The organism is Sphingomonas sp. PL20 (assembly GCF_017875905.1).
GTDB classification, from domain to species: Bacteria; Pseudomonadota; Alphaproteobacteria; order Sphingomonadales; family Sphingomonadaceae; genus Sphingomonas; species Sphingomonas echinoides.
Window position 1 is genome coordinate 2,835,025 of sequence record NZ_JAGINH010000002.1, and the last position, 23,576, is coordinate 2,858,600.

Below are 23,576 nucleotides of genomic sequence, written 5' to 3' on the forward strand. Positions count from 1 at the left end.
AGGAACGACCGACAACCGAGGTGATCGAGGGGAGATTTTATGACGAAACGCTACGACGCGCTCATCATCGGCGGTGGCCATAACGGCCTGGTCTGCGCCTTTTACCTCGCCCGCGCTGGCCTGAAAGTGCGCGTGCTCGAACGCCGCCATGTCGTCGGCGGCGCGGCGGTGACCGAGGAATTCCACCCCGGCTTCCGCAATTCGACCGCCAGCTACACCGTCAGCCTGCTGCGCCCCAAGGTGATCGCCGACATGAAGCTGCACGATCGCGGCTTTCGCATCATCGAGCGGACGATCAGCAATTTCTTCCCCTTCCCCGATACCTATCTCACCCTCGGCGGCGGCACAGCAAGAACCCAACAGCAGTTCGCCCGCTTCAGCCAGAAGGATGCCGACGCCTATCCCGCCTATGACGCCGCGCTGGAGAAGGTCGCGCAGGTGCTGCGCGATCTGGCGCTCAAGACCCCGCCCAATGTCGGCGGCGGCCTCCGCGCCCTGCTCTCAGGTGCGACGCAAGGCTGGCCGATCGCCAAAATGGAGATCGAAGCCCAGCGCGATCTGCTCGACGTCTTCACCAAATCCGCGCGCGATTTCCTCGATGGCTGGTTCGAGGACGATCACGTCAAATCGGCCTTCGCCTTCGATGCCGTGGTCGGCAATTATGCGGGCGTATCGACGCCGGGCAGCGCCTATGTCCTGCTCCACCATGTCTTTGGCGAAGTGAACGGCAAATATGGCGCCTGGGGCCATTCGGTCGGCGGCATGGGTGCGATCACCCAGGCGATGGCGCGCGCCTGCGAGGATGCCGGGGTCGAGATCAGCCTGGAAGCGCCCGTCGCCAAGCTGCTGACCGAGGGCGATAAGGTCGCAGGCGTGCGGCTCGAATCGGGCGAGGAAATCGCCGCCGCCATTGTCGCCGCCAATGTCGGCCCGGCGTTGCTGTATCGCCAGATGGTCGACTCCGCCGACATGCCCGCCGATTTCAAGCGCAGGATCCAAAGCTTCAAAACCGGCAGCGGCACCTTCCGCATGAACGTCGCTTTGTCCGAACTGCCTGACTTCACCGTCTTCCCCGGCAAGGACAAGGCCGAGCACCACACCGCCGGGATCATCATCGCGCCCGGCATGGACTATATGGACCAGGCGTTCATCGACGCGCAGCAACATGGCTGGTCGAAAAAGCCGATCGTCGAGATGAAGCTGCCGACCACCGTCGACGACAGCCTCGCCCCGCCCGGGCAGCACATTGCCAGCCTGTTCTGCCAGCAATTCGACCCCAAGGTCGATTGGGACACGCACCGCGAGGAGGTGGCTGACCTGATCATCGACACCGTGACCGACCATGCGCCCAATTTCAAAGCCTCGGTGATCGCACGGCAAATCCACTCCCCGCTCGATCTCGAACGTAAATTCGGGCTGATCGGCGGCGACATTTTCCACGGCACGATGGGCCTCGACCAATTATGGGCGGCACGCCCGATGCTCGGCCACGGCGATTATCGCGGGCCGATCAAGGGGTTGTACATGTGCGGATCGGGCACCCACCCCGGCGGCGGCGTCACCGGCGCGCCGGGGCACAATGCGGCGCACGAGATTTTGCGGGATCGCAGCGTGGTGGGGCGTTTGTTCGGGTAGGACGCCCCCCGTCACCCCGGGCTTGTCCCGGGGTCCACCGGGATTTGCATTCTACGGCCTCAGGAAGTGCGGCACCGTGGACCCCGGGACAAGCCCGGGGTGACGTTTGCGGTCAGATCACCGCCCCCCAAACCGCAACCAATAGAGCGGCAGCGCCGTCAGCATCAGCACAACGCTCGCCCCCGCCGCCTCCAGCCCAGCCCCCCACAGCGCCCAGCCGGCGAACCCCAGCCCCGCCACCGCCGCAACCGGCGCGATGCGCTTGGCCAAGGCGGTCAGGCACGCCCCGACATACAGCCAGATCGACGCCGCCGCCGTCAGCCGCAGCATGAAATCGAGCAAGCCGCCGAGCGAGCGCGTCGCATTGGACAGCACCAGCACGCTCGCCAGCGTAGTCGCCAGCAACAGCATCGGGATCGGCACATCGCGCGCGCTGGTGCGCCCGACCCAGCGCGGCAGCAGCCCGGCGCGCGCCATCCCCAGCGGCACCTCGCCTTGCAGCAGCGTCCAGCCATTGAGCGCGCCGATCGCCGCAATCGCGGCAAAGGCGGCGGTGGCAAGCCCCGCCTGATGCCCCCAAAAGCGTTCGACGAACACAGCGAAGGGGGCCTGCGCGTTGGCGACCTCGGCCGTCGGCAGTGCGAAGATGATCCCGCTGCACACCACTATGTACAGCAGCCCCGTCAGCCCCAGCCCGAACAGCGTCGCGCGCACGACATTGCGCGCCGGATCGCGCACGCGCTCGGCGGCGACGCTCGCCGCCTCGAACCCGACGATCGCGAAGAACGCCAAGGTCAGCGCCGGGGTCAGTTGCGACCAGGCGAAGGGCGGGTGCGCCTCGGCATGAAACGCACCGCCACCGCTCAGCACCACGCCCGCGAGGATCAGCACGATCGCAGCAAGCGGCAGCAATTTGAGCAAGGTCGTCGTCACCTGAAACGCCCCCGCCAATCGCGCGCCGCCCAGATTGAGCAAGGTCAGCAGCCACAACAGCACCGTCGCCGACAGCGCCTGCGCCAGCGACGTCGCGCCGAGCACGGGCACGAATTGCGCGAGATAACGGATCGCGGTCAGCGCGATCACCGCATTGGCCGACCACACACTGACCCAATAGCTCCAGCCGACCAGCACCCCCGGCAACGGCCCCAGCCCCGCGCCGCACATCGCGACCACGCCGGTCGCCGCGGGCATCGCCGCGGTCAAGCGCGCGAGCACCCAGGCGATCAGCAACGCGCCCCCTACCCCCACGATCCACGCGACGATGCTCGTCCAGCCATAGGGTGCCAGTTGCGCGGGCAGCACGAAGATGCCCGATCCGATCATTCCGCCCATCACCAAGGCGGTCGCGGTCCAGAAGCCAAAGGGTCGCGGTGCCGACTCCATGCGCGTCTCCCGGGATCGGGCCGACCCCGATGCCGAATGCAGCACGCCACGCGCGCCAACGCCATAGTTCCTTTTCGGCGCGCGTGCGCTACCACCGTCCCATGACACAGACGGCAAGCACGACGGACATGGACTGGATGGCGGCGAGCGGTCGCTATCCCCCGCGCCTGATCGCGGCGGCGCTGGCGCTGCACGACAATCGCCTGGGCGAGGCCGAGCCCTTGCTCAAGGCGCATCTGAAGGACGATCCGTTCGATGTCGCGGCGATCCGCATGCTGGCCGAACTCGCCGGGCGGATCGGGCGCTACCGTGATTCCGAAACGCTGCTGCGCCGCGCGGTCGAATTGTCCCCCGCCTTCACCGCCGCGCGCGCCAATCTGGCGCTGGTGCTGTACCGCCTCAATCGCCCGGCCGAGGCGATCGCCGAGCTGAACGTGGTCGCCGCCGAAGACCCCGACAATCCCGGCCACGCCAACCTTCAGGCCGCCGCCTTCGGGCGTATCGGCCAGTTCGACGAAGCGATCGCGCTGTATGAGCGCGTGCTGGCCGACGCGCCGGAGCAACCGCGCGTGTGGATGAGCTATGGCCATATGCTCAAGACCGTCGGTCGCCAGGCCGATGGCGTCGCCGCCTATCGCCGCGCGATCACGCTGCTGCCGACGCTGGGCGAAGCGTGGTGGAGCCTCGCCAATTTGAAGACGGTGACCTTTGCCGAGGACGACATCGCCGCGATGCAAGGCGCGCTGGAGCAGCCCGGTATTTCCGACGAAGACCGCTTCCATCTCGATTTCGCGCTGGGCAAGGCGTTCGAGGATCGCCGCCAGGCCGAGCGCGCCTTCGCGCATTATGCGGCGGGCAACACACTGCGCCGCAAGCACATCAGCTACAGCGCCGATGAGACCCAAGCCTTTGTCGACCGCAGCATTGCGCTGTTCACGCAGGACTTCCTAGCCGAACGCGCCGGCCAGGGCTTTGCCGCGCCCGACCCGATCTTCATCCTCGGGATGCCGCGCGCCGGATCGACGCTGATCGAGCAGATCCTCTCCAGCCACAGCCAGGTCGAGGGGACCAGCGAACTGCCCGACATCCCCGCACTCGCCAGGCGCGATGCGGCCTATCCCGAGGGGTTGGCGAGCTGGCCCGCCGAGCGGCTGCGCGAGATGGGCGAGGAGTATCTCCAACGCACCCGCATCCAGCGCCGCACCGACCGCCCCTTCTTCATCGACAAATTGCCCAACAACTGGGCGCATGTCCCCTTCATCCACCTGATTCTGCCGAAGGCGCGGATCATCGATGCACGGCGGCATCCGCTCGGCTGCTGCTTCTCCAACTTCAAACAGCATTTCGCGCGCGGCCAAGGCTTCAGCTACGCGCTCGATGACATGGGTCGCTACTATCGCGATTATGTGCGACTGATGGACCATGTCGATGCCGTCCTGCCCGGCCGCGTCCACCGCGTGCTGTATGAGGATATGGTCGAGAATACCGAGGCGACCGTGCGCGCCCTGCTCGCCGCCTGTGGCCTGCCGTTCGAGCCTGCGTGCCTCGCCTTTCACGAAACCGCGCGCGCCGTGCGCACCGCCAGTTCGGAACAGGTCCGCCAACCGATCTTCCGCGAGGGCACCGAAGCGTGGAAGCCGTTCGAACCGTGGCTGAATCCGCTGAAGCACGTTTTGGGCGATGTGCTGGAGCGCTATCCCGTCGCGCCTGTCACAACGTTGTAATTTCGCAACGCCTGCGTACGATTGTTACGTAGCCGTGGCAGTCCGCTTGACGGATGCTGCGGGCGCGAACACCCTGTTGAAACAATATAGGGGGAATCTGATGTCGTCGTTCGGGTATCGTGCCGCAATCCTCGCATTGTTGTCGTCGACGGCGTTTGGAGCCCCGGCGTTCGCGCAGAGCGCCCCGCCCGAACCGGCCCCGGCCACCGCGCCGACCGATGGCGGCGACATTATCGTCACCGCGACCAAGCGTTCGGAAACATTGCAGAATGTGCCGATCAGCGTGCAGGCGCTGACCACCAAGAAGCTCGACGAGCTCAACATTTCGAACTTCTCGCAATATGCGCAGCAATTGCCGTCCGTGTCGTTCCAGGCGCTGGGCGGCACGCCCGGCACCAACGTCATCTATATGCGCGGCGTCGCCTCGGGCGGCGATGGCAACCATTCCGGCTCGCTCCCCTCGGTCGGCGTTTATCTCGATGAGCAGCCCGTCACCACGATCGGCGGCAATCTCGACGTCCATATCTACGACATTGCGCGAATCGAGAGCCTGTCGGGGCCGCAGGGCACGCTGTACGGCGCTTCGTCCGAAGCCGGCACGATCCGCATCATCACCAATCAGCCTGATCTCTCGCATTTCTACGGTCGCGCCGATATCGAAGGCAATAAGGTCAGCAAGGGCGGCTTTGGCGGCAAGGCCGAGGGGATGGTCAACATCCCGCTGTCGCCTTCGATGGCGCTGCGCGTCGTCGGTTTCTACCAGCGCGATGCGGGCTATATCGACAATGTGCCGGGCACGCTGCGCTTCTGCAGCGGCACCACTTTCGATGCCAATGGCAATTGCGTGAAAGACGGCCTCACCGTCAACAACAACGCCTTCGTCAAGAAAGACTATAACGATACCGAAATCGCAGGCGGACGCGCGGCGCTGAAGGTCGATCTCGACAGCAATTGGACGGTCACGCCGACCGTGATGTATCAGGATACGCGCAGCCACGGCGCCTATGGCTATGATCCCAAGGTCGGCGATCTGCAGGTGCAGCATTTCTACCCCGAATATCGCCGCGACCGCTTCATCCAGGCGGGGCTGACGATCGCGGGCAAGATCGGCAATTGGGACGTGACCTATGCCGGTGCCTATCTCGACCGTAAGGATTTCTCGTCGAGCGACTATACCGATTACGCCGAGGCGTATGACAATCTCTATTCCTCGGTTGGCGGCATTGCCGGCTATTTTTACTTCAAGGACAATGCCGGAAAGCCAATCGACGCGCGCCAACGCGTGATCGGCAGCGACCATTTCAAGAAAATGAGCCAGGAATTTCGGGTCGCCAGCCCGTCAAGCGAGCGGTTCCGTGTTGTCGCGGGGGCCTTCTATCAGCGCCAGAGCAACGACATCCATCAGGATTATCAGGTGCCCGGCCTGGCCACCACCCTCTCGGTCAATGGCCACCCCGGCACCTTGTGGCTGACGCAACAGCATCGCGTCGACAAGGATTATGCGATGTTCGGCGAGGCGAGCTACGACATCACCCCGCGCCTGACCGCCACCGTCGGCGGCCGCGCCTTCATCTATGACAATTCGCTGATCGGCTTTTTCGGCTTCGGCCGCGATCCGGCCAATGGCTATAATACCACGCCGTATAATGCGGCGGGCAGTTCACGCACCGGCGTCGCGGGGTGTTTCACCACCAACGGCACCCGCTTGCGCGACGCGGTCGCGGCGGGCGGGTCGACCACATTGCTCCCGGCGGCGGTGGCGGGCAGCCCCTGTACCAACCTCGGCGTCTATCGCGCCGGAGAGGGCGTGGTTCCGGTGCAGGCGTCCGGGCAAGGCGTGACCTATCGCTTCAACCTGAGCTGGAAACCGGTCGATGGCGTGTTGCTTTATGGCACCGCCTCACGCGGCTTCCGCCCGGGCGGAATCAACCGCCGCGCCGACGTTGCCGCTTATGCCGCCGACTACCTTACCAACTATGAATTCGGGGCCAAGACCACGCTGCTCGGCGGCAAATTGCGGCTGAATGGGGCTATCTACCAACAGGATTGGGACAAATTCCAATTCTCCTTCCTCGGCGCGAACAGCTTCACCGAAATTCACAACGGCCCCAATGCGCGCATTCGCGGTGCGGAAATCATCAGCAACCTCTCGCTCGGTGCGCTCGCGCTAAGTGCCTCTGGCTCCTATACCGACGCCAAGACGCGCAAGAATCTGTGCCTTATCGATGACCCGACCTTCACTTGCACGGGTGCAGGGAATTTGCTGTCGGCCAAAGCGGGCACGCGGCTGCCGATCACGCCCAAGTTCAAGGCAAGCGGATCGGCGCGCTACACCGTGCCGGTCGGCGCGGCCAAAGCCTACGGCCAGGCTGTGGTGTCCTATCAGGGCTCGGCCGCGTCCGATATCCGATCGGCGACCTTTGCACCGGGGGGTATTGTCATCAATCCGGCCGCACAGCTCGGGCAGCTCTCTGCCTTCACCACCGCCGATTTCGCAGCGGGGGTGCAGTTCCAGCGCTACAGCATCGAACTGTTCATCGAGAATGCGTTCGACACGCGCGGGCAACTCTCTCGCTTCCAGGAATGCGGCAGTTGCGGACAGCGGCCCTATATCGTGCCGACAACGCCGCAGACGATCGGCGTGCGCTTGCATGGCGACTTTTAGCGCGAACCGCGCCGCCTGATCGATTGGTCAGGCGGCGCAGGCCGTCGCCGCGCGCATCGCGCTTCGCCGCTGACGAAACCACCGCTCGAAATCAGCCTGCTCGAGCGGGCGCGCATAATGATAGCCTTGCGCCTCGTCACACCCCAACCCGTTCAAAATCTGCGCAGTGTCGGCCGTCTCCACGCCCTCGGCGACCACGCGATGCCCCAGCCCGTGCGACAATTGGATCATGGTGCGCACCAGGATGCGGGCCTGTTCGGCATCGTGATCGAGCGATTGGACGAAGGACCGGTCGATCTTGACGACGCTGATCGGCAGGCGCTGCAGATACGCCAGGCTGCTATGGCCGGTCCCGAAATCATCGAGCGCGATCCGGATGCCCAGATCCGCCAGCGCTCGCAATCTGGCGAGCGCGATCACCGGGTCGCACATCATGGCGCTCTCGGTCACCTCGAGTTCCAGAAATTCCGGGCGAACGCGGTGCTTTAACAGGTACAGTTGCACGCGTTCGACGAAATCCACCTCTTCCAGGTTCGCCGCCGAGACATTGATCGATAGCTGAAGATCGATCCCGCTCGCATGCCAGGCGGCAAGCTGCTCCAGGGCATGGTCCAGCACCCAGGTGGTCACAGGCCGCATGAGCGCGGTTTGCTCGACGATCGGGATAAATTCGGTTGGCGAAACATCCCCCAGCTTCGGATGCGTCCAGCGCAACAGCGCCTCCGCCCCACAGCACCCACCCCCGGCAAGATCGATGCGTGGCTGATAGACGAGGCGCAATTCGCCGGGCAGATCGAACGCGTCGCAAAAGTCCTTCAACAGGCTGAAACGACGCACTTGTTTCCCGTCGCTGGCCGACGAGTACAGGCTGATCTGTCCACCCGCCAGCCGGGCGTCCTGTGCCGCGCTATAGGCCATTCGCAGGACATCGCTGCCCGGCGTCTGGCCCGCCAGAAACGGGGCAACGCCAATGGTACTGGTCAGCACGAACCGTTCGTGCGCGCCGCGCAAGCGGGCATCGTTCAACGCGACCTTCAGGCGCGCAAGGAACGTGGCATCGTCGGTCTCCGCCAAGCCCAGAAAGGCGAACTGCGTCGCCGCGACATGATACGCGGTGCGGCCCGGCCCAAGCCCCGCGCGCAGGCCCGACGCGGCAGCCTGGACGATCTGGTCGATGAAGGTTGGCCCCATCACGCTCATCCCCTGCGTGAGCTGCTCGCTGGGTGCCAAATCCACCAACGCCAGCAAGCGGCGCTGCCCCGGCGTGTTGCGGCCCAGATCCTCAAGATCTTCCAGCAATTGGTTTCTGTTGAGCAAGCCAGACACCGGATCGACACGACCGATCGCGTGTTGCAACTCGATTTGCGACATCACCATGTCAGCCAGATCGGTCAGCGCCGCAATTTCTGGCGCGGATGCGCCGCGCGGCTCAAGGCCAAGCACACACAGCGCGCCCAGGCCACAGCCGCTCCTGGTGGTGAGCGGCACCCCCGCATAGAAACGGACACCATCGCGCGCGAGCGGGCTGTCGACGTAATCGGGGTCCGCCAACAGATCCGAGATGACCACACATTGCGTCGATTCAGCGACTTGCGCGCACGGTGCCTGCGCCCGCGGAATGGAGCTATGCTCGACCCCGACGCGCGACTTGAACCATTGGCGGTCGCGATCGGTCAGCGAGATTGCGGCGATCGGCAGCCCGAAAACCATCGCGGCCATCCGCGTAATCCGGTCGAAGCTGTCGCTCGGCGGCGTGTCGAGCAGATTGAGCTGGCGCAATGCGTCGAGACGGGTCTGCTCGGGACACATTGACCAACTCCTCCGTAACGACGCAGCGCCGCGCCACTTTACAATATATGAATCTTTTCAGGCCGATCGGGGGATCCCGCGCGAAATTGTCGACGGCCGCAAGGGCGATTGCACCGCCACGGACTTTGCGCTATGCGCGCCAGCTTCCTACACAAAGCTGTCGGAATATGCGGGAGGGTGCCTTGGCATCCGCTTGAACCGCTAAACTTGAACCGGGCGTCGTGGGTTCCCCTCGCCGCCCCTTACAGAGTGAGTACACATGGCAAAAAAGATTACAGGCTATATCAAGCTGCAGGTGCCGGCCGGCAAGGCCAACCCGTCGCCCCCGATCGGTCCGGCGCTGGGTCAGCGCGGCGTCAACATCATGGAATTCTGCAAGGCGTTCAACGCCTCGACCGGTGACCAGGAAGTCGGCACGCCGCTCCCCACCGTGATCACCGTCTATGCCGACCGTTCGTTCTCGTTCGAAACGAAGACGCCGCCGGCATCGTATCTGATCAAGAAGGCCGCCAATCTGAAGTCGGGCTCGAAGGAGCCGGGCAAGGTGTCCGCCGGAAAGATCAAGCGTTCGCAGCTCGCCGACATCGCGACCGCGAAGATGAAGGATCTCAACGCCAACGACCTCGAGTCGGCAACGCGCATCATCGAGGGTTCTGCCCGCGCGATGGGCCTCGAAGTGGTGGAGGGCTAAGATCATGGCATTTGTCAGCAAGAAGCAAAAAGCCGTCACCATCGACCGTCAGAAGCTGCACGGCGTGGACGAAGCCATCGCGCTCGCCAAGGCCGGCGCAACCTCGAAGTTCGACGAGACGATCGAAGTCGCTCTGAACCTCGGCGTCGATCCGCGTCACGCCGACCAGATGGTCCGCGGCGTCGTCACGCTGCCCAAGGGCACCGGCAAGACCGTGCGCGTCGGGGTGTTCGCCAAGGGTGCGAAGGCCGACGAAGCCCGCGCCGCTGGTGCGGACGTGGTCGGTGCGGAAGACCTGATGGAAATCATCCAGGGTGGCACGATCGATTTCGATCGCTGCATCGCGACCCCGGACATGATGGGCATCGTCGGTCGCCTCGGTAAGGTGCTGGGTCCCAAGGGCCTGATGCCGAACCCGAAGCTCGGCACCGTCACCATGAACGTTGCGGAAGCGGTCAAGGCAGCCAAGGGCGGCCAGATCGAATATCGCGTCGAAAAGGCCGGCATCATCCACTCAGGCATCGGCAAGGCGTCGTTCCCGGCAGAAGACCTGCGCGCGAACTTCGACGCGCTGGTCGACGCCGTGGTCAAGGCCAAGCCGTCGGGCGCCAAGGGTAAGTATGTCCGCAAGGTCGCGGTCAGCTCGACCATGGGCGTCGGCATCAAGGTCGACGTGGCCGAGGTCTCGGCGGCGTAAGCCTCCGCGATTTGCTACGGAATGGAGGGCCGGGGGAAACCCCGGCCCTTTTTTTATGCGCGCGCCGCCCCGTCACCCCGGGCTTGTCCCGGGGTCCGCCGTGCCGCGCACTCCCGGACGATAGGACTGGCGAGCAGTAGACCCCGGGACAAGCCCGGGGTGACGATAAACACCCGCCATTTGCTATTCCCCGCAAATGCGCCTAGGCGGGTGCTTGCTACAGTCGCAAATCGACGGTCTCTGGTGCTTTGCGGCCCCATCTTCCTTCTTTCACTGCTGATCTAGGCACGGGTTGGCGCGACTCTCGCGTCACCCAACAAGAAGGACGACCATCATGACCATCGGCACCGTAAAATTCTTCAACGCAGACAAGGGCTATGGCTTCATCGCGCCGGAAGGTGGCGGCGAAGACGCGTTCGTGCACATCACGGCCGTTGAGCGCGCCGGCATGGGCACGCTCGATAAGGACCAGCGCGTTCAGTACGAGCTCGAGCAGGACAAGCGCGGCAAGATGAGCGCCGTGAACCTGCAGCAGGCCTAATCGCCCGCGCAAGCGAACGACCAAGGGCCCGGCGAGCAATCGCCGGGCCCTTTTTCTATGTCCTCAGCGCAACGCCGCCGCCACCGCCGACTCGCAATCGAAATGGGCGGGCGGTGGAATGACGACGGCAGGCGGCGTCTTTTCGAGCCCGAGTGCCCGGCCGAGCGAGCGCCCGAACACCTTCAGCAAATTGCCTTCACTCGGTTTGTCGGTGGTGCCCAGACCCGCCACGGTCACCGTCGGTTTGCTCAGCGTGCCGCCAATCTGGATCGGATCGGCGATCTTCAGCAGCGCGCGGCTCTTGCTCGTCCCCGCCAGCGTGAGGGCGATCCGTTCGCCATCCATCACGATCCGGCCCGCCCCTCGCCCCACCGAACTGCCGGTATCGATGCCGAGCGGACGCGGCACCAGCACGCCATCGGTCGCGCGGAAATCCGCGACGAGGCAGCGCAGCGGCACCATGCGGCTCGGCGAACCGATCGCATGCACCACCGCGCCGCTCAAATTCTGGCCGAGCACGTCGGCGACCATGCGGCGCACCTCGCCCTGGGTCGCAACCATCGCCGCCTTGCCATTCGCCCGCGACAGCGCCTCGCGCACCGTATCGCCCTGCCCGGTCAGCAGGATGTGCCCGCGCACCTGCCCCGATACCATGTCGGGTTTGCCGATCAGCGCATCGAGCGTCACCCCGGCAAGGCGCAAGTCGATCGACAACTTCGGCCGGCCACTGCGATGATCGACCTTGAGCGTCCCCGCCATGCGCCCGGTGGCGAGCGTCGCCACCGCATTATTGACGGTCAGCAGACGATGGTCGAGCGTCAGTGTGCCCGAAAGTGTGCGGAACACGGTGCCGTTGCCCGCCAAAATGCGGTCAACGCGGAACGCAATCGTGCCATCGGTCTTGCCGAGTTTGCTGAGGTTGATCCGCGTCGGTGGAATCACGCGCGGACCAATCGCTGCCGACCGCGCCGCCGAGTCGGCATGGCCGCGCGCATCGGCCAGATCGTCGAAATCGAATTGCGAGGCGTGCAGCCTGGCATCGATCTTGGTGCGGCCGTCAATCTTGTGGATCGTGGCCAGCCCGGTGAAGCGCGACCGCCCGACGCTGCCGCCGATGCGATCGACATACCAATCCCGCCCGTCATGGCGGATCGCACCAGTCAGGTTGATCGGCTGCGTACCGAACAGCCCGGCCTCGATCACCCGGTCGAGATTTTTCAGCGTCGGGGCCTGGGCGGTGATGGCGGCGCTAAAGTGGCGGGTGTCGAGCACCCCCGCCATTTGCCCCTTGGCGGCCATGTGCAAAGCGGGCGAGGCGAGCGTGGCGCTGAACGGATAGGGCGCGGCTGGGTCAATCCCGGTGATCCGCCCGCCCGTCGCATCGAGCCGCACGGGCGTTTCGAGAAACGTGCCGGTGGCGGACAGGCGCAGGCCGTTCTTGGCATCGACCGAAAGCGGCCCCGCCACGATCAGTTGGCGCTTCGCATCCCGCAACACCACTTGCGTGTTGGTGATGGTGAGGTCGGACAGGGTCGGGCGACTGCCCTTCCCGTCGCTTGGCTTGCCTTCGCGCTTCCAATTGGCGCGGCCCGTGGCATCGCGCACCAGCGCAATGCGCCCGCCGTCGACCGTCACACGGTCGGGCTGGAACTGCCCCAACAGCAGCGCAAAAACCGGCACGCGCACGCTGGCTGAGGACAGGCGGACGAAATCACCCGGCCCCACCCAATCGGGCTGCGCCACCCTGACGTCACGGACCGAGATGACCGGCGCATAGGAAAAGACGCTATCGCGCGTCACCGAGCCGACGCGCACCGGTGTGCCCAGCACCGCCGACAACCGGTTCTCGACCAGCCCGCGCATCATGCCCACCGGAAACGCGCCGAGCGCGAGCAGCAACAGCGCCAGCACCCCGAGGATAGCGAGCACGATCGCGAGCAAGGTCTTGCGCCAGCGCGGAGCGCGCGCGGCGGGAGCGGCGGTTTCGGAAGCAATCACCGCACTACAACCCGAGCGCCCCCCGATTGTTGCACCCGCGCCGCGATTCCCAGCGCGTTAGCGACCACTACCGCTCGAACCCGCTCGGTGCGGGCGAGATCGTCACCGTGATGCCGCCACGAATTTCCTGCACTTCCAGCGCGCGTTCAGCGACATTGTCGCGCCCGAAGCGGAACGCGCCATCGATCCCGGCAAAACCGCCGCGATCCTTCAGGCGATCCTCGGGGAAGGCAGCGCCCATCGGCCAATCGCGCATGATGCGGATCGTCAGCAGCACCGAATCATAGCCAAGGCTCGACAAGCGGAACGGTGCCGCGCCGAAGCGTGCGCGATAGCGGGCGGCATATTGGCGGTACAGACCGTCCGATACGCTGGCGAACCATGCGCCTTCCAGCGCGGGCTTGCTCGCGATCGAACTTTCCGAATTCCACAATTCGGTGCCAAGAACACGCGCGCCGCCCATGCCGTTCTTGCGCAACACCGGCACCGCCGCCGAGGCCGCATTGCCACCATCGGCGATCAGGATCGCCTGATAGGGCGCGCTCTTGCTCATGCGGACGATCGCGCTGGTGATCGATCCGGGGACGCGGTCATAGGTCTGCAGCGAGGCGACCTGTCCACCCGCCGATTCGACCGCGCGCAGGAAGGCGGTAGATGCCCGCTGGCCATAGGTGCCGTTCGGCACCAGGCCCCCGAAGGTGGTGACGCCCTGTTCCCGCGCATAATCGACCACCCGGCCAATCGACTGGGCGGGCACATAGCCCATCAGATAGGCCCCGTTCCCGGCAGCGGTCGCGTCATTGGAAAAGCTGACCACCGGCACCCCCGCGCGATGCGCGATCGGTGCCACCGCGCGCACGTCGTCCGCCAGCAACGGCCCGAGGATCAACTGATTGCCATCCGCCAGCGCCTTTTGTGCGGCCAGCGTAGCACCGGTGGCAGTGTCATAGCTGGTGATGCGGATACGTTCGTTCTTGGAATCGAGCAGCGCCATCTGCGTGGCATTGGCAAGGCTCTGGCCGACCCCGGCATTGGGGCCGCTGAGCGGCACCAGCAAGGCAACGCGGTGGCGTTGCGTGTCGGTCGGGATGCCCTGTTCAACCACAGGCTGTTGCGGCTGCACCGGGCGGGTGACCGGGGGACGCTTCACCGGCGCGGGGCCGCGCGGGACGACCGTCTGACACCCAGCCAGCGCCACCGCCCCCGCAATCGCCGCCATGCGCAAAAGTCGTTTAAAGCCGATGGGCCGTTGCCCTGTCGTATCCCGCTCTGCCATGACCGCTCCTGATGAACCCTGATCTTTCGCCCGGCCTCTATATCGTTGCCACCCCGATCGGCAATCTCGGCGACCTTTCGCCGCGCGCCGCACACATTCTGTCGCATGCCGCAATAATTGCAGTCGAAGACAGCCGCGTGACGGCCAAGCTCCTGCATCATATCGGCGTGAAGCGGCAAATGGTTCCCTATCATGACCATAATGCCGAAGAGGTCCGCCCCGGCCTGATCGCGCGCATGGGGATGGAAGCGGTCGCCTTGGTGTCCGATGCGGGCACGCCGCTCATCTCCGATCCCGGCTACAAATTGGTGCGCGATGCGCGCGCCGCCGGGCATACCGTGTGGACCATCCCCGGCCCTTGCGCTGCGGTGGCGGCGCTGACGCTCGCCGGGCTGCCGACCGACCGCTTCCTGTTCCTCGGCTTCCTGCCCTCCAAGGCGCAGGCCCGCGCCGCCGCCATCGCCGAAGTCGCGGGCGTCCGCGCAACGCTGGTGCTGTACGAATCGGGCCCACGCCTCGCCGCGCTGCTCGCCGCGCTGGCCGAAGGTCTGGGCGACCGTGAGGCAGCGGTCACGCGCGAAATCACCAAGCATTTCGAGGAAGCGGTGAGCGGCACGCTGTCCGAACTTGCCGCGCGCTATGCCGATGCCCCGCCCAAAGGCGAGATCGTCGTCGTCATCGCCCCGCCCGGTGCCCCCGAAGCGGCCAGCGCCGACGATGCCGACGCCGCGCTCACCGAAGCGCTGACGCGCCTCTCGACCGGACAGGCGGCAAGCGAAGTCGCCAAGAAATTGGGGCTGGATCGGAAAGCGCTCTATGCACGGGCGCTGGAGTTGAAAGCGTAAAACTCCCCTCCCGCTTGCGGGAGGGGCTGGGGGAGGGCATGTTTCGTGGCGTGCCGCATCGTGCCAGCCCTTCCCCTAGCCCCTCCCGCAAGCGGGAGGGGAATGAAAAGCGCCGCCACGCCGAAGCCTCCGGCCGTCGCGGCGAACGCATCGCCGGCTGGTGGCTCCGCCTTAAAGGCTGGCGCATCCTCGCGCGGCGCGTGCGCACGCCCGCAGGTGAGGTCGATCTGATCGCCAAACGCGGCACGCTCATCGCCTTCGTCGAAGTGAAACTGCGCAAGACCGCCGCCGAGCTCGATTTCGCGATCGACGAGCGCCGCCTCGCCCGCGTCGCGGCGGCGGCGGAATATTTGATGCCAAGCTATGCCGATCCCGGTGACGACATTCGCGTCGATGTCATCCTGCTCGCGCCGGGCACCAAGCCCCGCCATATCGAGAATGCCTGGCTGCCATAATCCATCCCGTTCGTTTCGAGCGTAGTCGATAAACCAGCGCCTTGAACGCGTTTCTCGACGATGCTCGAAACGAACGGGGCAAGGATGACAGGCCCCCGACCACCCTCTACATGCGCCTGAACCTCTCGGAGAACCCCATGTCGCTCACCGTTGCCGTCCAGATGGACCCGATCGCGCATATCAACATCGCCGGGGATTCGACCTTCGCGTTGATGCTCACCGCCCAGCAGCGCGGGCACAAACTGTTCCATTACAATGCCGAAGACCTGAATTATGCCGATGGCCGGGTGTGGACCAAGGCCGATCCGGTCACCGTGCAACGCGTCGTCGGCAATCATTACAGCTTCGGCGATCCCATCAGCCTCGATCTGGGCGAAGAGGCCGATGTCGTGCTGATGCGCCAGGACCCGCCCTTCGACCTCGGCTATATCACCGCGACGCATCTGCTTGAGCGCATCGCCCACAAGACGCTGGTGGTGAATGATCCGGCCAGCGTGCGCAACGCGCCCGAAAAGGTGTTCGTGCTCGACTTCCCTCAATTCATGCCGCCGACGCTGGTCACGCGCAGCCTCGACGAAGCCCGCGCCTTTCTCGCGCAGCACGGCGAAATCGTCATCAAGCCGCTGCACGGCAATGGCGGCAAGGCGATCTTCAAAGTCGGGCAGGATGGCGCGAACCTCTCGGCGCTGATCGAGGTGTTCAACACCATGTGGCGCGAGCCGCACATGATCCAGGCGTTCCTCCCCGCCGTTGCCAAAGGCGACAAGCGCATCGTGCTGGTTGATGGCGACGTGGCGGGCGCGATCAACCGCTTGCCCGGCGAAGGCGAAATCCGCTCCAACCTCGCGGTCGGCGGATCGGCGGTAAAGACCCAACTGACCGAGAAGGAACGCGAGATTTGCGCGGTGCTCGGGCCAGAACTCAAGCGGCGCGGGCTGCTGTTCGTCGGCATCGACGTCATCGGCGGCGAATGGCTGACCGAGATCAACGTCACCTCCCCCACCGGCATCGTCGCGATCGAACGCTTCGACGGCACCGATGTCGCCGCCCTGATCTGGGATGCGATCGAGCGCAAAGTTACGGCATAGCCATCGTCACCCCGGGCTTGTCCCGGGGTCCACCATGGTATCAGCCACCGGCCGGAAGCGCGTGGCACGGTGGATGCCGGGACGAGCCCGGCATGACGGAGTGATGCGTGACCGAATTCATCATCAACCTCACCGCGTGGGGCGGCTATTTCGGCATCTTCCTGCTGATGGTCCTCGAAAACGTGTTCCCGCCCATCCCCTCCGAAGTCATCATGGGGCTGGGCGGCATCGCGGTCGCGCGCGGGCAGATGGAAATCGTGCCGCTGATCGTCGCGGGCACGGCGGGCACGGTCGTCGGCAATTATTTCTGGTACTGGATCGGCTGGCACCTCGGCTATCAGCGGCTGCGCCCGTTCGTCGATCGTTATGGCCGCTGGCTGACACTCGATTGGGAGCATGTCCTCCAGCTCGAACGCTTCTTCCGTCGGCATGGGCAATGGGTGGTGTTCGTGTTCCGCTTCATGCCGGCCTTCCGCACGATGGTCTCGCTGCCGGCCGGCATGACGCGGATGCCGCAGGCCCGCTTCCTGATCTGGACGGCGGGGGGCGCTGCGATCTGGGACACCTTTCTAGCCGGGGCGGGCTATTATCTCGGCACCAATTTCCGCGAGCTGGACGCCTTTATCGGCCCGGCGACGATGGTGACGATGGCGGGTGTCGGCATGTTCTACGTCTGGCGCCTGCTGCGCTGGCAACCGCGCGGCTGAGGCAAATTCCGCCACGGCGGTGGCAATCGGGCATCGCCCTCCCCATCTGGCATCCACCACATGCGGATGCCCGCTGGAGCAAAATTGATGAAAATTCTGATCGTTCTCACCTCACACGACCAACTTGGCGACACCGGTGCCAAGACCGGCTTCTGGCTCGAAGAGCTGGCCGCACCCTATTATGTGCTGAAGGAGGCCGGTGCCGAACTGACGCTGGCCTCGCCCAAGGGCGGCCAGCCACCGCTCGACCCGAAAAGCGCGGACGAAAGCGCCAAGACCGACGATACCCGCCGCTTCGAGGCGGATAGCGACGCCAAGGCCGCGCTTGCCAACACCGTTCGGCTCGATTCGGTCAATGCGGCGGACTTTGACGCGGTTTTCTATCCCGGTGGCCATGGCCCACTCTGGGATCTCGCCGAGGATGCGACGTCGCGCGCGATCATCGAACAGACGATCGCGGCGGGCAAGCCGGTTGCGCTGGTCTGCCACGCGCCCGGCGTGCTGCGCCACGTCAAGGCCGCCGACGGCACCCCGCTGGTCTCGGGCAAGGCCGTCACCGGCTTCACCAATAGCGAGGAAGCCGCCGTCGGGCTGACCGACGTCGTGCCCTTCCTGGTCGAAGATATGCTGACCGAAAATGGTGGGGTCTATTCAAAGACCGCCGATTGGGGCGTACACGTCGTCCGCGACGGATGGCTGATCACCGGGCAGAATCCCGCCTCTTCCGGCCCCGCCGCGATCGAGTTGGTCAAGGCACTGGCATAAGGCCGTTTGGCACCTCGGGGCGCAGCCCCGGGGTGCCGCACCGTCACGCGCGTGGATGCGCGTTGCGATACACATCCAGCAAATGCGCCGCATCGACCTGGGTATAGATTTGCGTGGAGCTGAGGCTCGCATGGCCGAGCAGTTCCTGAAGCGCGCGCAAATCCGCCCCGCGCCCCAGCAAATGCGTGGCGAAGCTGTGGCGCAGCGCGTGCGGCGTGGTGCGATCGGGCAAGCCGAGCCGCACGCGCGCGCGCTGCACCGCCAGCCGCACGAGGCGCGGCGATAACGGCCCGCCCTTTGCGCCCCGAAACAGCGGCGCGTCGCGCGCGGTGCCATAGGGGCTGAGCGCGACATAGGCTTCGATCGCGGCGCGCACTTGCGGCAACAATGGCACGATCCGCGTCTTGTCGCGCTTGCCCGTCACGCTCAGCGTCGCCCCCAGCGGCAGGATCGCGCCGGTCAGCCCCAGCGCTTCGCCCACCCGCAGCCCCGCGCCATAGAGCAGCAGCAGCACCGCCAGATCGCGCGCGCCAATCCATGGCTCGGCGGCGTCCTCCGCGACATCCTCGGCCAAGGCGACCGCTTCGTCGGGAGAGACCGGGCGCGGCACGCCCTTTTTTACGCGCGGTCCCTTCAGGCGCGGCGTCGTCCCCTCACCCACCGCAAACGCCAGAAACCCGCGCACCGCCGACAATTCCCGCGCTGCCGAGGCATTGCCAATGCCTTCGTCGCCCCGCCGCGCGGCGAGGAACGCGCGCAGATCCGCCGCGCTCACCTTGGCCAGCGTGGCGCGTTCGATCGGCTCCCCCCAATGCGCCTGCAGAAAGGCGCACAACCGCACCGCCGTCGCCTCATAGGCCCGCACGGTATGCGCCGAGCGCCGCCGGTCTCGCGCGAGATGGGCGGCATAGAGGCCGGGGAGTTCGGTCATCGCTGCGGTGTAGCGCATCGAATGGGGCAGGTAAGCCCCTCCCCATCTGGCAAGCCGCGAACGCCACCCCTTTGCCGCACGCCTGCAACCCGCCATATGCTCCCCATGTCCCGCGCCCGCGTCCTCGTCATGAATTCCGCGCTCGGCCCGCTCGATTACCGCGTGCCGCACGGAATGCAGGTCGAGCCAGGCTCGATCGTCGTCGCCCCGCTCGGCCCGCGCCAGTTGATCGGCGTGGTGTGGGAGCCCGAACGGATGCCGTCCGATGCCGAGGTCGGCGACAATCGCTTGCGCAACCTCGTCGGCGTGTTGCCGGCCGCGCCGCTAGCCGCGCCATTGCGACGGCTGATCGAGTGGACCGCCGATTATTATCTCGCGCCCCCCGCCGCCGTGGCGCGGATGGCGCTCGCCTCCAGTTCGGCGCTGGAGGGCGCGAAGACCGTCACCGAATATCGCGCGACCGGGCTGGTGCCCGACCGCATGACCCCACAGCGCGAACAGGCGCTCGAACAGATCGGCAACCACCAGGGTCTGATCCGCGAACTGGCCGCGATCGGCAATGTCTCCGACGCGGTCATTCGCGGGCTCGCCAAGGTCGGCGCGCTGGAGGCGGTCGAGGTCGATATCGACAGCCCGTTCGCGCTGCCCGATCCCGATTTCGCCGCGCCCGCTTTGTCGCCCGACCAGCGCGCCGCTGCGGCGACCCTGGTCGACAGCGTCACCGCCCGCGCGTTCGCGCCGACTTTGCTCGATGGCGTCACGGGCTCGGGCAAAACCGAAGTCTATTTCGAAGCGGTGGCCGCCGCCGTGCGCGAACGGCGCCAAACGCTCGTTTTGCTGCCCGAAATCGCACTAACCGAGCCTTTTTTGACCCGTTTTGCGGCCCGTTTTGGCTCAAAACCGGTCGCGTGGCACTCGGGATTGCGCCAATCGCAGCGCCGCCGCGCCTGGCGCGCCATCTCCAGCGGGCAAGCGCTGGTCACCGTCGGCGCGCGCTCCTCGCTCTTCCTGCCTTATGCCAATCTCGGCCTGATCGTGATCGACGAAGCGCATGAAACCAGCTTCAAACAGGAAGAAGGCGTGCATTATCACGCCCGCGATGTCGCGGTCATGCGGGCAAAATTTGAACAGATCCCGGTCATCCTCGCATCCGCCACCCCCGCGATCGAAACGCGCCAGCAAGTCGCGCTCGGCCGCTATGCCGAGGTGAAACTGCCCGGCCGCTGGGGCGCCGCCGAAATGCCCGCCATCGAAGCGATCGACCTCATCGCCGAACCGCCCGAACGCGGCCACTGGATCGCCCCCCGCTTGGTCGTGGCGATGCGTAAGGCACTGGAACGCCATGAACAATCCTTGCTGTTCCTCAACCGCCGCGGCTATGCCCCGCTGACCTTGTGCCGCACCTGCGGCCACCGCTTCCAATGCCCCAATTGCACCGCCTGGATGGTCGAGCATCGTCTCGTCCATCGCTTGGCCTGCCACCATTGCGGCCATACCGAGCCGGTTCCGACCGTCTGCCCCGAATGCCAGAGCGAGGACAGCCTCGTCCCCGTCGGCCCCGGCGTCGAACGCATCGCCGATGAAGTGAAGGCGCTGTTCCCCGAGGCGCGCACCGCCGTCATCACCTCCGACACGATCTGGTCGCCCGCCAAGGCCGCCGAATTCGTCGCGCGGATGGAGGCGCATGACATCGACATTATCGTTGGTACACAATTGGTTACCAAGGGCTATCACTTCCCCAATCTGACGCTGGTCGGCGTGATCGACGCCGATCTCGGCCTCGACGGCGGCGATTTGCGCGCGAGCGAACGCACCTTCCAACAAATCTGCCAGGTCGCCGGGCGCGCGGGGCGCGGGGCCAAGCCCGGCCATGTCTACATCCAGACGCACAGCCCCAAAGCGAGCGTGATGCAGGCACTGGTATCGGGCGACGCCGAGGCCTTTTATGCCGCCGAGACCGAGCATCGCCGCGAGGCGGGCGCGCCTCCCTTTGGCCGCTTCGCCGGGATCATCGTGTCGAGCGAGGACCAGAAGGCCGCGCTCGAAACCGCGCGGCTGATCGGCCGCAGCGCGCCGCATCATGAGGCGATGGAAGTGTACGGCCCCGCCCCCGCCCCGCTGGCGATGCTGCGCGGCCGGCACCGTTTCCGTCTGCTCGTCCACGCCAAGCGCGCGCTCGACGTGCAGGACATCATCCGCGACTGGCTCGGCGCGCTCGATTGGCCGAGCAAGGTGCGTGTCGTGGTCGATGTGGACCCGTACAGCTTCGTCTGAAGCATCCGCACGATTTGGCTACCGTGCTCAATTGGGCGGATTTTTGCCGAATCCACCGCAACATGGCTTGACTTGCCCCGCCGCGCTTCTATGCCACGACGCGCTGCCAGCCTTCCGTTTACGTAAATGTTACCCAGACGGAATGATACCAGGTCAGACGCCTGGACGTGCAGCCAACGACCGTAAGCATACGGCGCTAAAGACACATTTCGCCTGGTCGCGGGCGTTGGAGAGTGAAGCATGTCGCTGTTGATTATCGGTGCGCTGTTAGCCGGTGCCCCCGTCGCCACCGATACCGTCCTCGGACGGTGGAAGACCGAAACCCACAATGCCATCGTCGAGATCACACGCTGCGGCGACTCGATCTGCGGCAAGATCCTCACCTCCGACATGATCCGCAGCAATCCCGCGTTGAAGGACGCGAAGAACGCCAACGAAAAGTTGCGGTCGCGCCCCATTCAGGGCCTGTTGATGCTGAGCGGTTTCAAGCCCGAGGCAGGCGGCGTGTGGAGCGATGGCCAAGTGTACAATGCCGAAGACGGCAAGACCTATAGCGGCAAGATCACCCCCGTCGGCCCGGACCAGCTGAAGCTGCGCGGCTGCGTCTTCTTCCCGCTGTGCAAAACCCAGACCTGGACTCGCGCACGCTAAAGCTGCGCCTTCTTTTTACCCCCCACCATTCTCAGGAATTTTCAATGTCGTTTCGTATCAAAGCCCCGCTGCTGGGCGCGACCGCGCTCGTCTCCGCTTTTGGGTTCCAAGGCATCGCGCATGCCGATGCCTTTTATCTGGAGGCGCAGTCCGCCATTGGCGCGGGTCGCGCCTTTTCGGGGGAAGCGGCCGATCGTGGCCCGGCCTCCTTGTGGTGGAACCCGGCGGCGATCGCCGGCATCACCGACCCAAGCGCCGCGATCAGCGCCACCGCGATCCTGCCCAAGGGCGATGTGATCGACAATGGCACGCTGATTCGCCGTCCGGGCCAGTCATTCGTGCCGGTGGGCGGCAACGGCGTGTCGCGCGACCCGATCAGCAATGGCGTGCTGCCAAGCGGCGCGTTCGCTTATCCGATCACCGATCGCATCGCGGTTGGCGTGGCGGTGACCTCGCCGTTCAGCTTCACCACCGATTACGATGCCAATAGCTGGGCGCGCTACAGCGCGGACAAGACCCGCCTGCGCACGATCGACATCCAGCCCTCGATCGGCGTGAAGGTGACCGACTGGCTGAACGTCGGCGGCGCGCTCAATGTCGAATATACCGATGCCTATCTCAGCAACGCACTGCCCAACGTGCTCGCCTCGCTGCCCGATGGCAGCCAGACGCTGAAGGGCCATGGCTGGGATTTCGGCTGGACCGCAGGCGTGCAGTTGCACAACGACATCGCCACCGTCGGCATCAGCTACAAGTCGAGCATCAAGCACACCTTGACCGGCAATCTGAGCATTGCCGGGCTGGTCGGTCCGCTCGCCGGGTCGAACACCTCGCTTTCGGGTGTCCAGGCGCAGTTCAACACCCCGGGTCAAGTGATCGTCGCTGGCCGTTTCCGCGCCACCAACGCGCTGACGCTCAACGCTCAAGCCGTTGCCTATAATTGGAGCAAGTTCGACGCGATCCGGCTCGGTGCGCCGCTCAACGTCGCGCTGCCCGAAAACTATCGCGACAGCTTCAGCGTCGCGGGCGGCTTTGATTATGCGGTCAGCCCCAAGGCGACGCTGCGCGCAGGCCTTCAGCGCACGATTACGCCGACGCAGGACGGTCTGCGCGATGCCCGCGTGCCCGATTCGGACCGTTGGACCTATGCGGCGGGTGGCAGCTATCAATTGACCCGCCACATGACGATCGACGCCGGTGCCAATTACGTGAAGTTCGACAACGCCTCGATCGATCGCGTGACCGCAGCCTATGCCGGCACCGCCGCGCAGACGCCGATCCTCACCAACGGCCTGCTGCGCAATGCCCATGCGATCGTTCTGTCGCTGGGTGGACGCGTGACCTTCTAGTCCAACCGCACGCCCCGGTCCCTTCCGCCGACGCCAGATCGGGGAAGAGGACCGGGATCGGCGTCACTTTCCCCCTGTCTTATCGGCACCGC

At 65.4% G+C, this 23,576-nt stretch carries 19 protein-coding genes; 14 read left to right on the top strand and 5 right to left on the bottom strand.

What is annotated here, in order from left to right:
• Nucleotides 1–39: 39 nt before the first annotated feature.
• On the top strand, nucleotides 40–1,635 hold the full coding sequence (locus H4W01_RS13345) for a phytoene desaturase family protein (protein ID WP_209611570.1): 1,596 nt from the start codon (nucleotides 40–42) through the stop codon (nucleotides 1,633–1,635).
• Between the two features lie 117 nt (nucleotides 1,636–1,752).
• Here H4W01_RS13345 and H4W01_RS13350 read toward each other — a convergent pair whose 3' ends face one another.
• Nucleotides 1,753–3,018, bottom strand: a complete 1,266-nt coding sequence (locus H4W01_RS13350) for an APC family permease (protein WP_209611572.1) — start codon at nucleotides 3,016–3,018, stop codon at nucleotides 1,753–1,755.
• Nucleotides 3,019–3,146: 128 nt separating this feature from the next.
• Here H4W01_RS13350 and H4W01_RS13355 point away from each other — a divergent pair, with 128 nt between their 5' ends.
• Together H4W01_RS13355 and H4W01_RS13360 are read left to right on the top strand one after the other, a co-directional pair.
• Nucleotides 3,147–4,742: a tetratricopeptide repeat-containing sulfotransferase family protein gene (locus H4W01_RS13355; RefSeq protein ID WP_209613366.1), complete on the top strand. Its 1,596-nt coding sequence runs from the start codon at nucleotides 3,147–3,149 to the stop codon at nucleotides 4,740–4,742.
• Nucleotides 4,743–4,842: 100 nt separating this feature from the next.
• On the top strand, nucleotides 4,843–7,407 hold the full coding sequence (locus H4W01_RS13360) for a TonB-dependent receptor (RefSeq protein ID WP_209611574.1): 2,565 nt from the start codon (nucleotides 4,843–4,845) through the stop codon (nucleotides 7,405–7,407).
• Between the two features lie 27 nt (nucleotides 7,408–7,434).
• On the opposite strand, the gene H4W01_RS13365 is transcribed toward H4W01_RS13360, so the two are convergent.
• Nucleotides 7,435–9,216 carry a sensor domain-containing phosphodiesterase gene (locus H4W01_RS13365; RefSeq protein ID WP_209611576.1) on the bottom strand — a complete coding sequence of 594 codons (1,782 nt, stop codon included), beginning with the start codon at nucleotides 9,214–9,216 and terminating at the stop codon, nucleotides 7,435–7,437.
• A 259-nt stretch (nucleotides 9,217–9,475) separates the two neighbouring features.
• Here H4W01_RS13365 and rplK point away from each other — a divergent pair, with 259 nt between their 5' ends.
• From rplK to H4W01_RS13380, 3 genes are all read left to right on the top strand, one after another.
• Nucleotides 9,476–9,907, top strand: coding sequence for a 50S ribosomal protein L11 (rplK, locus tag H4W01_RS13370; RefSeq protein ID WP_033966441.1), 432 nt, complete (start codon nucleotides 9,476–9,478; stop codon nucleotides 9,905–9,907).
• 4 nt (nucleotides 9,908–9,911) lie between these two features.
• Nucleotides 9,912–10,604, top strand: coding sequence for a 50S ribosomal protein L1 (gene rplA / locus H4W01_RS13375; RefSeq protein ID WP_010404067.1), 693 nt, complete (start codon nucleotides 9,912–9,914; stop codon nucleotides 10,602–10,604).
• A gap of 334 nt (nucleotides 10,605–10,938) precedes the next feature.
• Nucleotides 10,939–11,145: a cold-shock protein gene (locus tag H4W01_RS13380; protein ID WP_010404074.1), complete on the top strand. Its 207-nt coding sequence runs from the start codon at nucleotides 10,939–10,941 to the stop codon at nucleotides 11,143–11,145.
• A 63-nt stretch (nucleotides 11,146–11,208) separates the two neighbouring features.
• On the opposite strand, the gene H4W01_RS13385 is transcribed toward H4W01_RS13380, so the two are convergent.
• The gene (locus H4W01_RS13385) at nucleotides 11,209–13,143 is read right to left on the bottom strand and encodes an AsmA family protein (protein ID WP_209611579.1); all 1,935 of its coding nucleotides are present in this window, start codon (nucleotides 13,141–13,143) and stop codon (nucleotides 11,209–11,211) included.
• Nucleotides 13,144–13,210: 67 nt separating this feature from the next.
• Entirely contained in the window at nucleotides 13,211–14,419 is a 1,209-nt protein-coding gene (locus tag H4W01_RS13390) for a penicillin-binding protein activator (protein WP_209611581.1), read from the bottom strand.
• An 11-nt stretch (nucleotides 14,420–14,430) separates the two neighbouring features.
• Between H4W01_RS13390 and rsmI the strand changes: the two genes are divergently transcribed.
• The 5 genes from rsmI to H4W01_RS13415 all read left to right on the top strand — a co-directional run bounded on the left by rsmI (nucleotide 14,431) and on the right by H4W01_RS13415 (nucleotide 18,279).
• The gene (rsmI, locus tag H4W01_RS13395) at nucleotides 14,431–15,264 is read left to right on the top strand and encodes a 16S rRNA (cytidine(1402)-2'-O)-methyltransferase (protein ID WP_209611584.1); all 834 of its coding nucleotides are present in this window, start codon (nucleotides 14,431–14,433) and stop codon (nucleotides 15,262–15,264) included.
• Nucleotides 15,265–15,302: 38 nt separating this feature from the next.
• Nucleotides 15,303–15,719, top strand: a complete 417-nt coding sequence (locus H4W01_RS13400; protein WP_334685268.1) for a YraN family protein — start codon at nucleotides 15,303–15,305, stop codon at nucleotides 15,717–15,719.
• Nucleotides 15,720–15,856: 137 nt separating this feature from the next.
• A complete protein-coding gene (gene gshB, locus H4W01_RS13405) occupies nucleotides 15,857–16,807 on the top strand; it encodes a glutathione synthase (protein ID WP_209611587.1) in 951 nt (316 codons plus the stop codon).
• A gap of 107 nt (nucleotides 16,808–16,914) precedes the next feature.
• A complete protein-coding gene (locus tag H4W01_RS13410; RefSeq protein WP_209611589.1) occupies nucleotides 16,915–17,514 on the top strand; it encodes a DedA family protein in 600 nt (199 codons plus the stop codon).
• Nucleotides 17,515–17,601: 87 nt separating this feature from the next.
• A complete protein-coding gene (locus H4W01_RS13415) occupies nucleotides 17,602–18,279 on the top strand; it encodes a type 1 glutamine amidotransferase domain-containing protein (protein ID WP_209611592.1) in 678 nt (225 codons plus the stop codon).
• Between the two features lie 43 nt (nucleotides 18,280–18,322).
• On the opposite strand, the gene H4W01_RS13420 is transcribed toward H4W01_RS13415, so the two are convergent.
• Nucleotides 18,323–19,210 carry a tyrosine recombinase XerC gene (locus H4W01_RS13420; protein ID WP_209611594.1) on the bottom strand — a complete coding sequence of 296 codons (888 nt, stop codon included), beginning with the start codon at nucleotides 19,208–19,210 and terminating at the stop codon, nucleotides 18,323–18,325.
• A 105-nt stretch (nucleotides 19,211–19,315) separates the two neighbouring features.
• On the opposite strand from H4W01_RS13420, the gene H4W01_RS13425 reads away from it, so the two are divergent.
• The 3 genes from H4W01_RS13425 to H4W01_RS13435 all read left to right on the top strand — a co-directional run bounded on the left by H4W01_RS13425 (nucleotide 19,316) and on the right by H4W01_RS13435 (nucleotide 23,484).
• On the top strand, nucleotides 19,316–21,484 hold the full coding sequence (locus H4W01_RS13425; protein ID WP_209613368.1) for a primosomal protein N': 2,169 nt from the start codon (nucleotides 19,316–19,318) through the stop codon (nucleotides 21,482–21,484).
• A 240-nt stretch (nucleotides 21,485–21,724) separates the two neighbouring features.
• Nucleotides 21,725–22,135 carry a DUF2147 domain-containing protein gene (locus tag H4W01_RS13430; RefSeq protein WP_010404097.1) on the top strand — a complete coding sequence of 137 codons (411 nt, stop codon included), beginning with the start codon at nucleotides 21,725–21,727 and terminating at the stop codon, nucleotides 22,133–22,135.
• A 44-nt stretch (nucleotides 22,136–22,179) separates the two neighbouring features.
• Complete coding sequence (locus H4W01_RS13435) at nucleotides 22,180–23,484, top strand: OmpP1/FadL family transporter (protein ID WP_209611597.1); 1,305 nt, start codon at nucleotides 22,180–22,182, stop codon at nucleotides 23,482–23,484.
• Nucleotides 23,485–23,576 lie beyond the last annotated feature (92 nt).

Coding starts and splice junctions, on each gene's coding strand:
- H4W01_RS13345 (WP_209611570.1), top strand. CDS start 40: ATGACGAAACGCTACGACGCGCTCATCATCGGCGGTGGCCATAACGGC.
- H4W01_RS13350 (WP_209611572.1), bottom strand. CDS start 3,018: ATGGAGTCGGCACCGCGACCCTTTGGCTTCTGGACCGCGACCGCCTTG.
- H4W01_RS13355 (WP_209613366.1), top strand. CDS start 3,147: ATGGACTGGATGGCGGCGAGCGGTCGCTATCCCCCGCGCCTGATCGCG.
- H4W01_RS13360 (WP_209611574.1), top strand. CDS start 4,843: ATGTCGTCGTTCGGGTATCGTGCCGCAATCCTCGCATTGTTGTCGTCG.
- H4W01_RS13365 (WP_209611576.1), bottom strand. CDS start 9,216: ATGTGTCCCGAGCAGACCCGTCTCGACGCATTGCGCCAGCTCAATCTG.
- rplK (WP_033966441.1), top strand. CDS start 9,476: ATGGCAAAAAAGATTACAGGCTATATCAAGCTGCAGGTGCCGGCCGGC.
- rplA (WP_010404067.1), top strand. CDS start 9,912: ATGGCATTTGTCAGCAAGAAGCAAAAAGCCGTCACCATCGACCGTCAG.
- H4W01_RS13380 (WP_010404074.1), top strand. CDS start 10,939: ATGACCATCGGCACCGTAAAATTCTTCAACGCAGACAAGGGCTATGGC.
- H4W01_RS13390 (WP_209611581.1), bottom strand. CDS start 14,419: ATGGCAGAGCGGGATACGACAGGGCAACGGCCCATCGGCTTTAAACGA.
- rsmI (WP_209611584.1), top strand. CDS start 14,431: ATGAACCCTGATCTTTCGCCCGGCCTCTATATCGTTGCCACCCCGATC.
- H4W01_RS13400 (WP_334685268.1), top strand. CDS start 15,303: ATGTTTCGTGGCGTGCCGCATCGTGCCAGCCCTTCCCCTAGCCCCTCC.
- gshB (WP_209611587.1), top strand. CDS start 15,857: ATGTCGCTCACCGTTGCCGTCCAGATGGACCCGATCGCGCATATCAAC.
- H4W01_RS13415 (WP_209611592.1), top strand. CDS start 17,602: ATGAAAATTCTGATCGTTCTCACCTCACACGACCAACTTGGCGACACC.
- H4W01_RS13420 (WP_209611594.1), bottom strand. CDS start 19,210: ATGACCGAACTCCCCGGCCTCTATGCCGCCCATCTCGCGCGAGACCGG.
- H4W01_RS13425 (WP_209613368.1), top strand. CDS start 19,316: ATGTCCCGCGCCCGCGTCCTCGTCATGAATTCCGCGCTCGGCCCGCTC.
- H4W01_RS13430 (WP_010404097.1), top strand. CDS start 21,725: ATGTCGCTGTTGATTATCGGTGCGCTGTTAGCCGGTGCCCCCGTCGCC.
- H4W01_RS13435 (WP_209611597.1), top strand. CDS start 22,180: ATGTCGTTTCGTATCAAAGCCCCGCTGCTGGGCGCGACCGCGCTCGTC.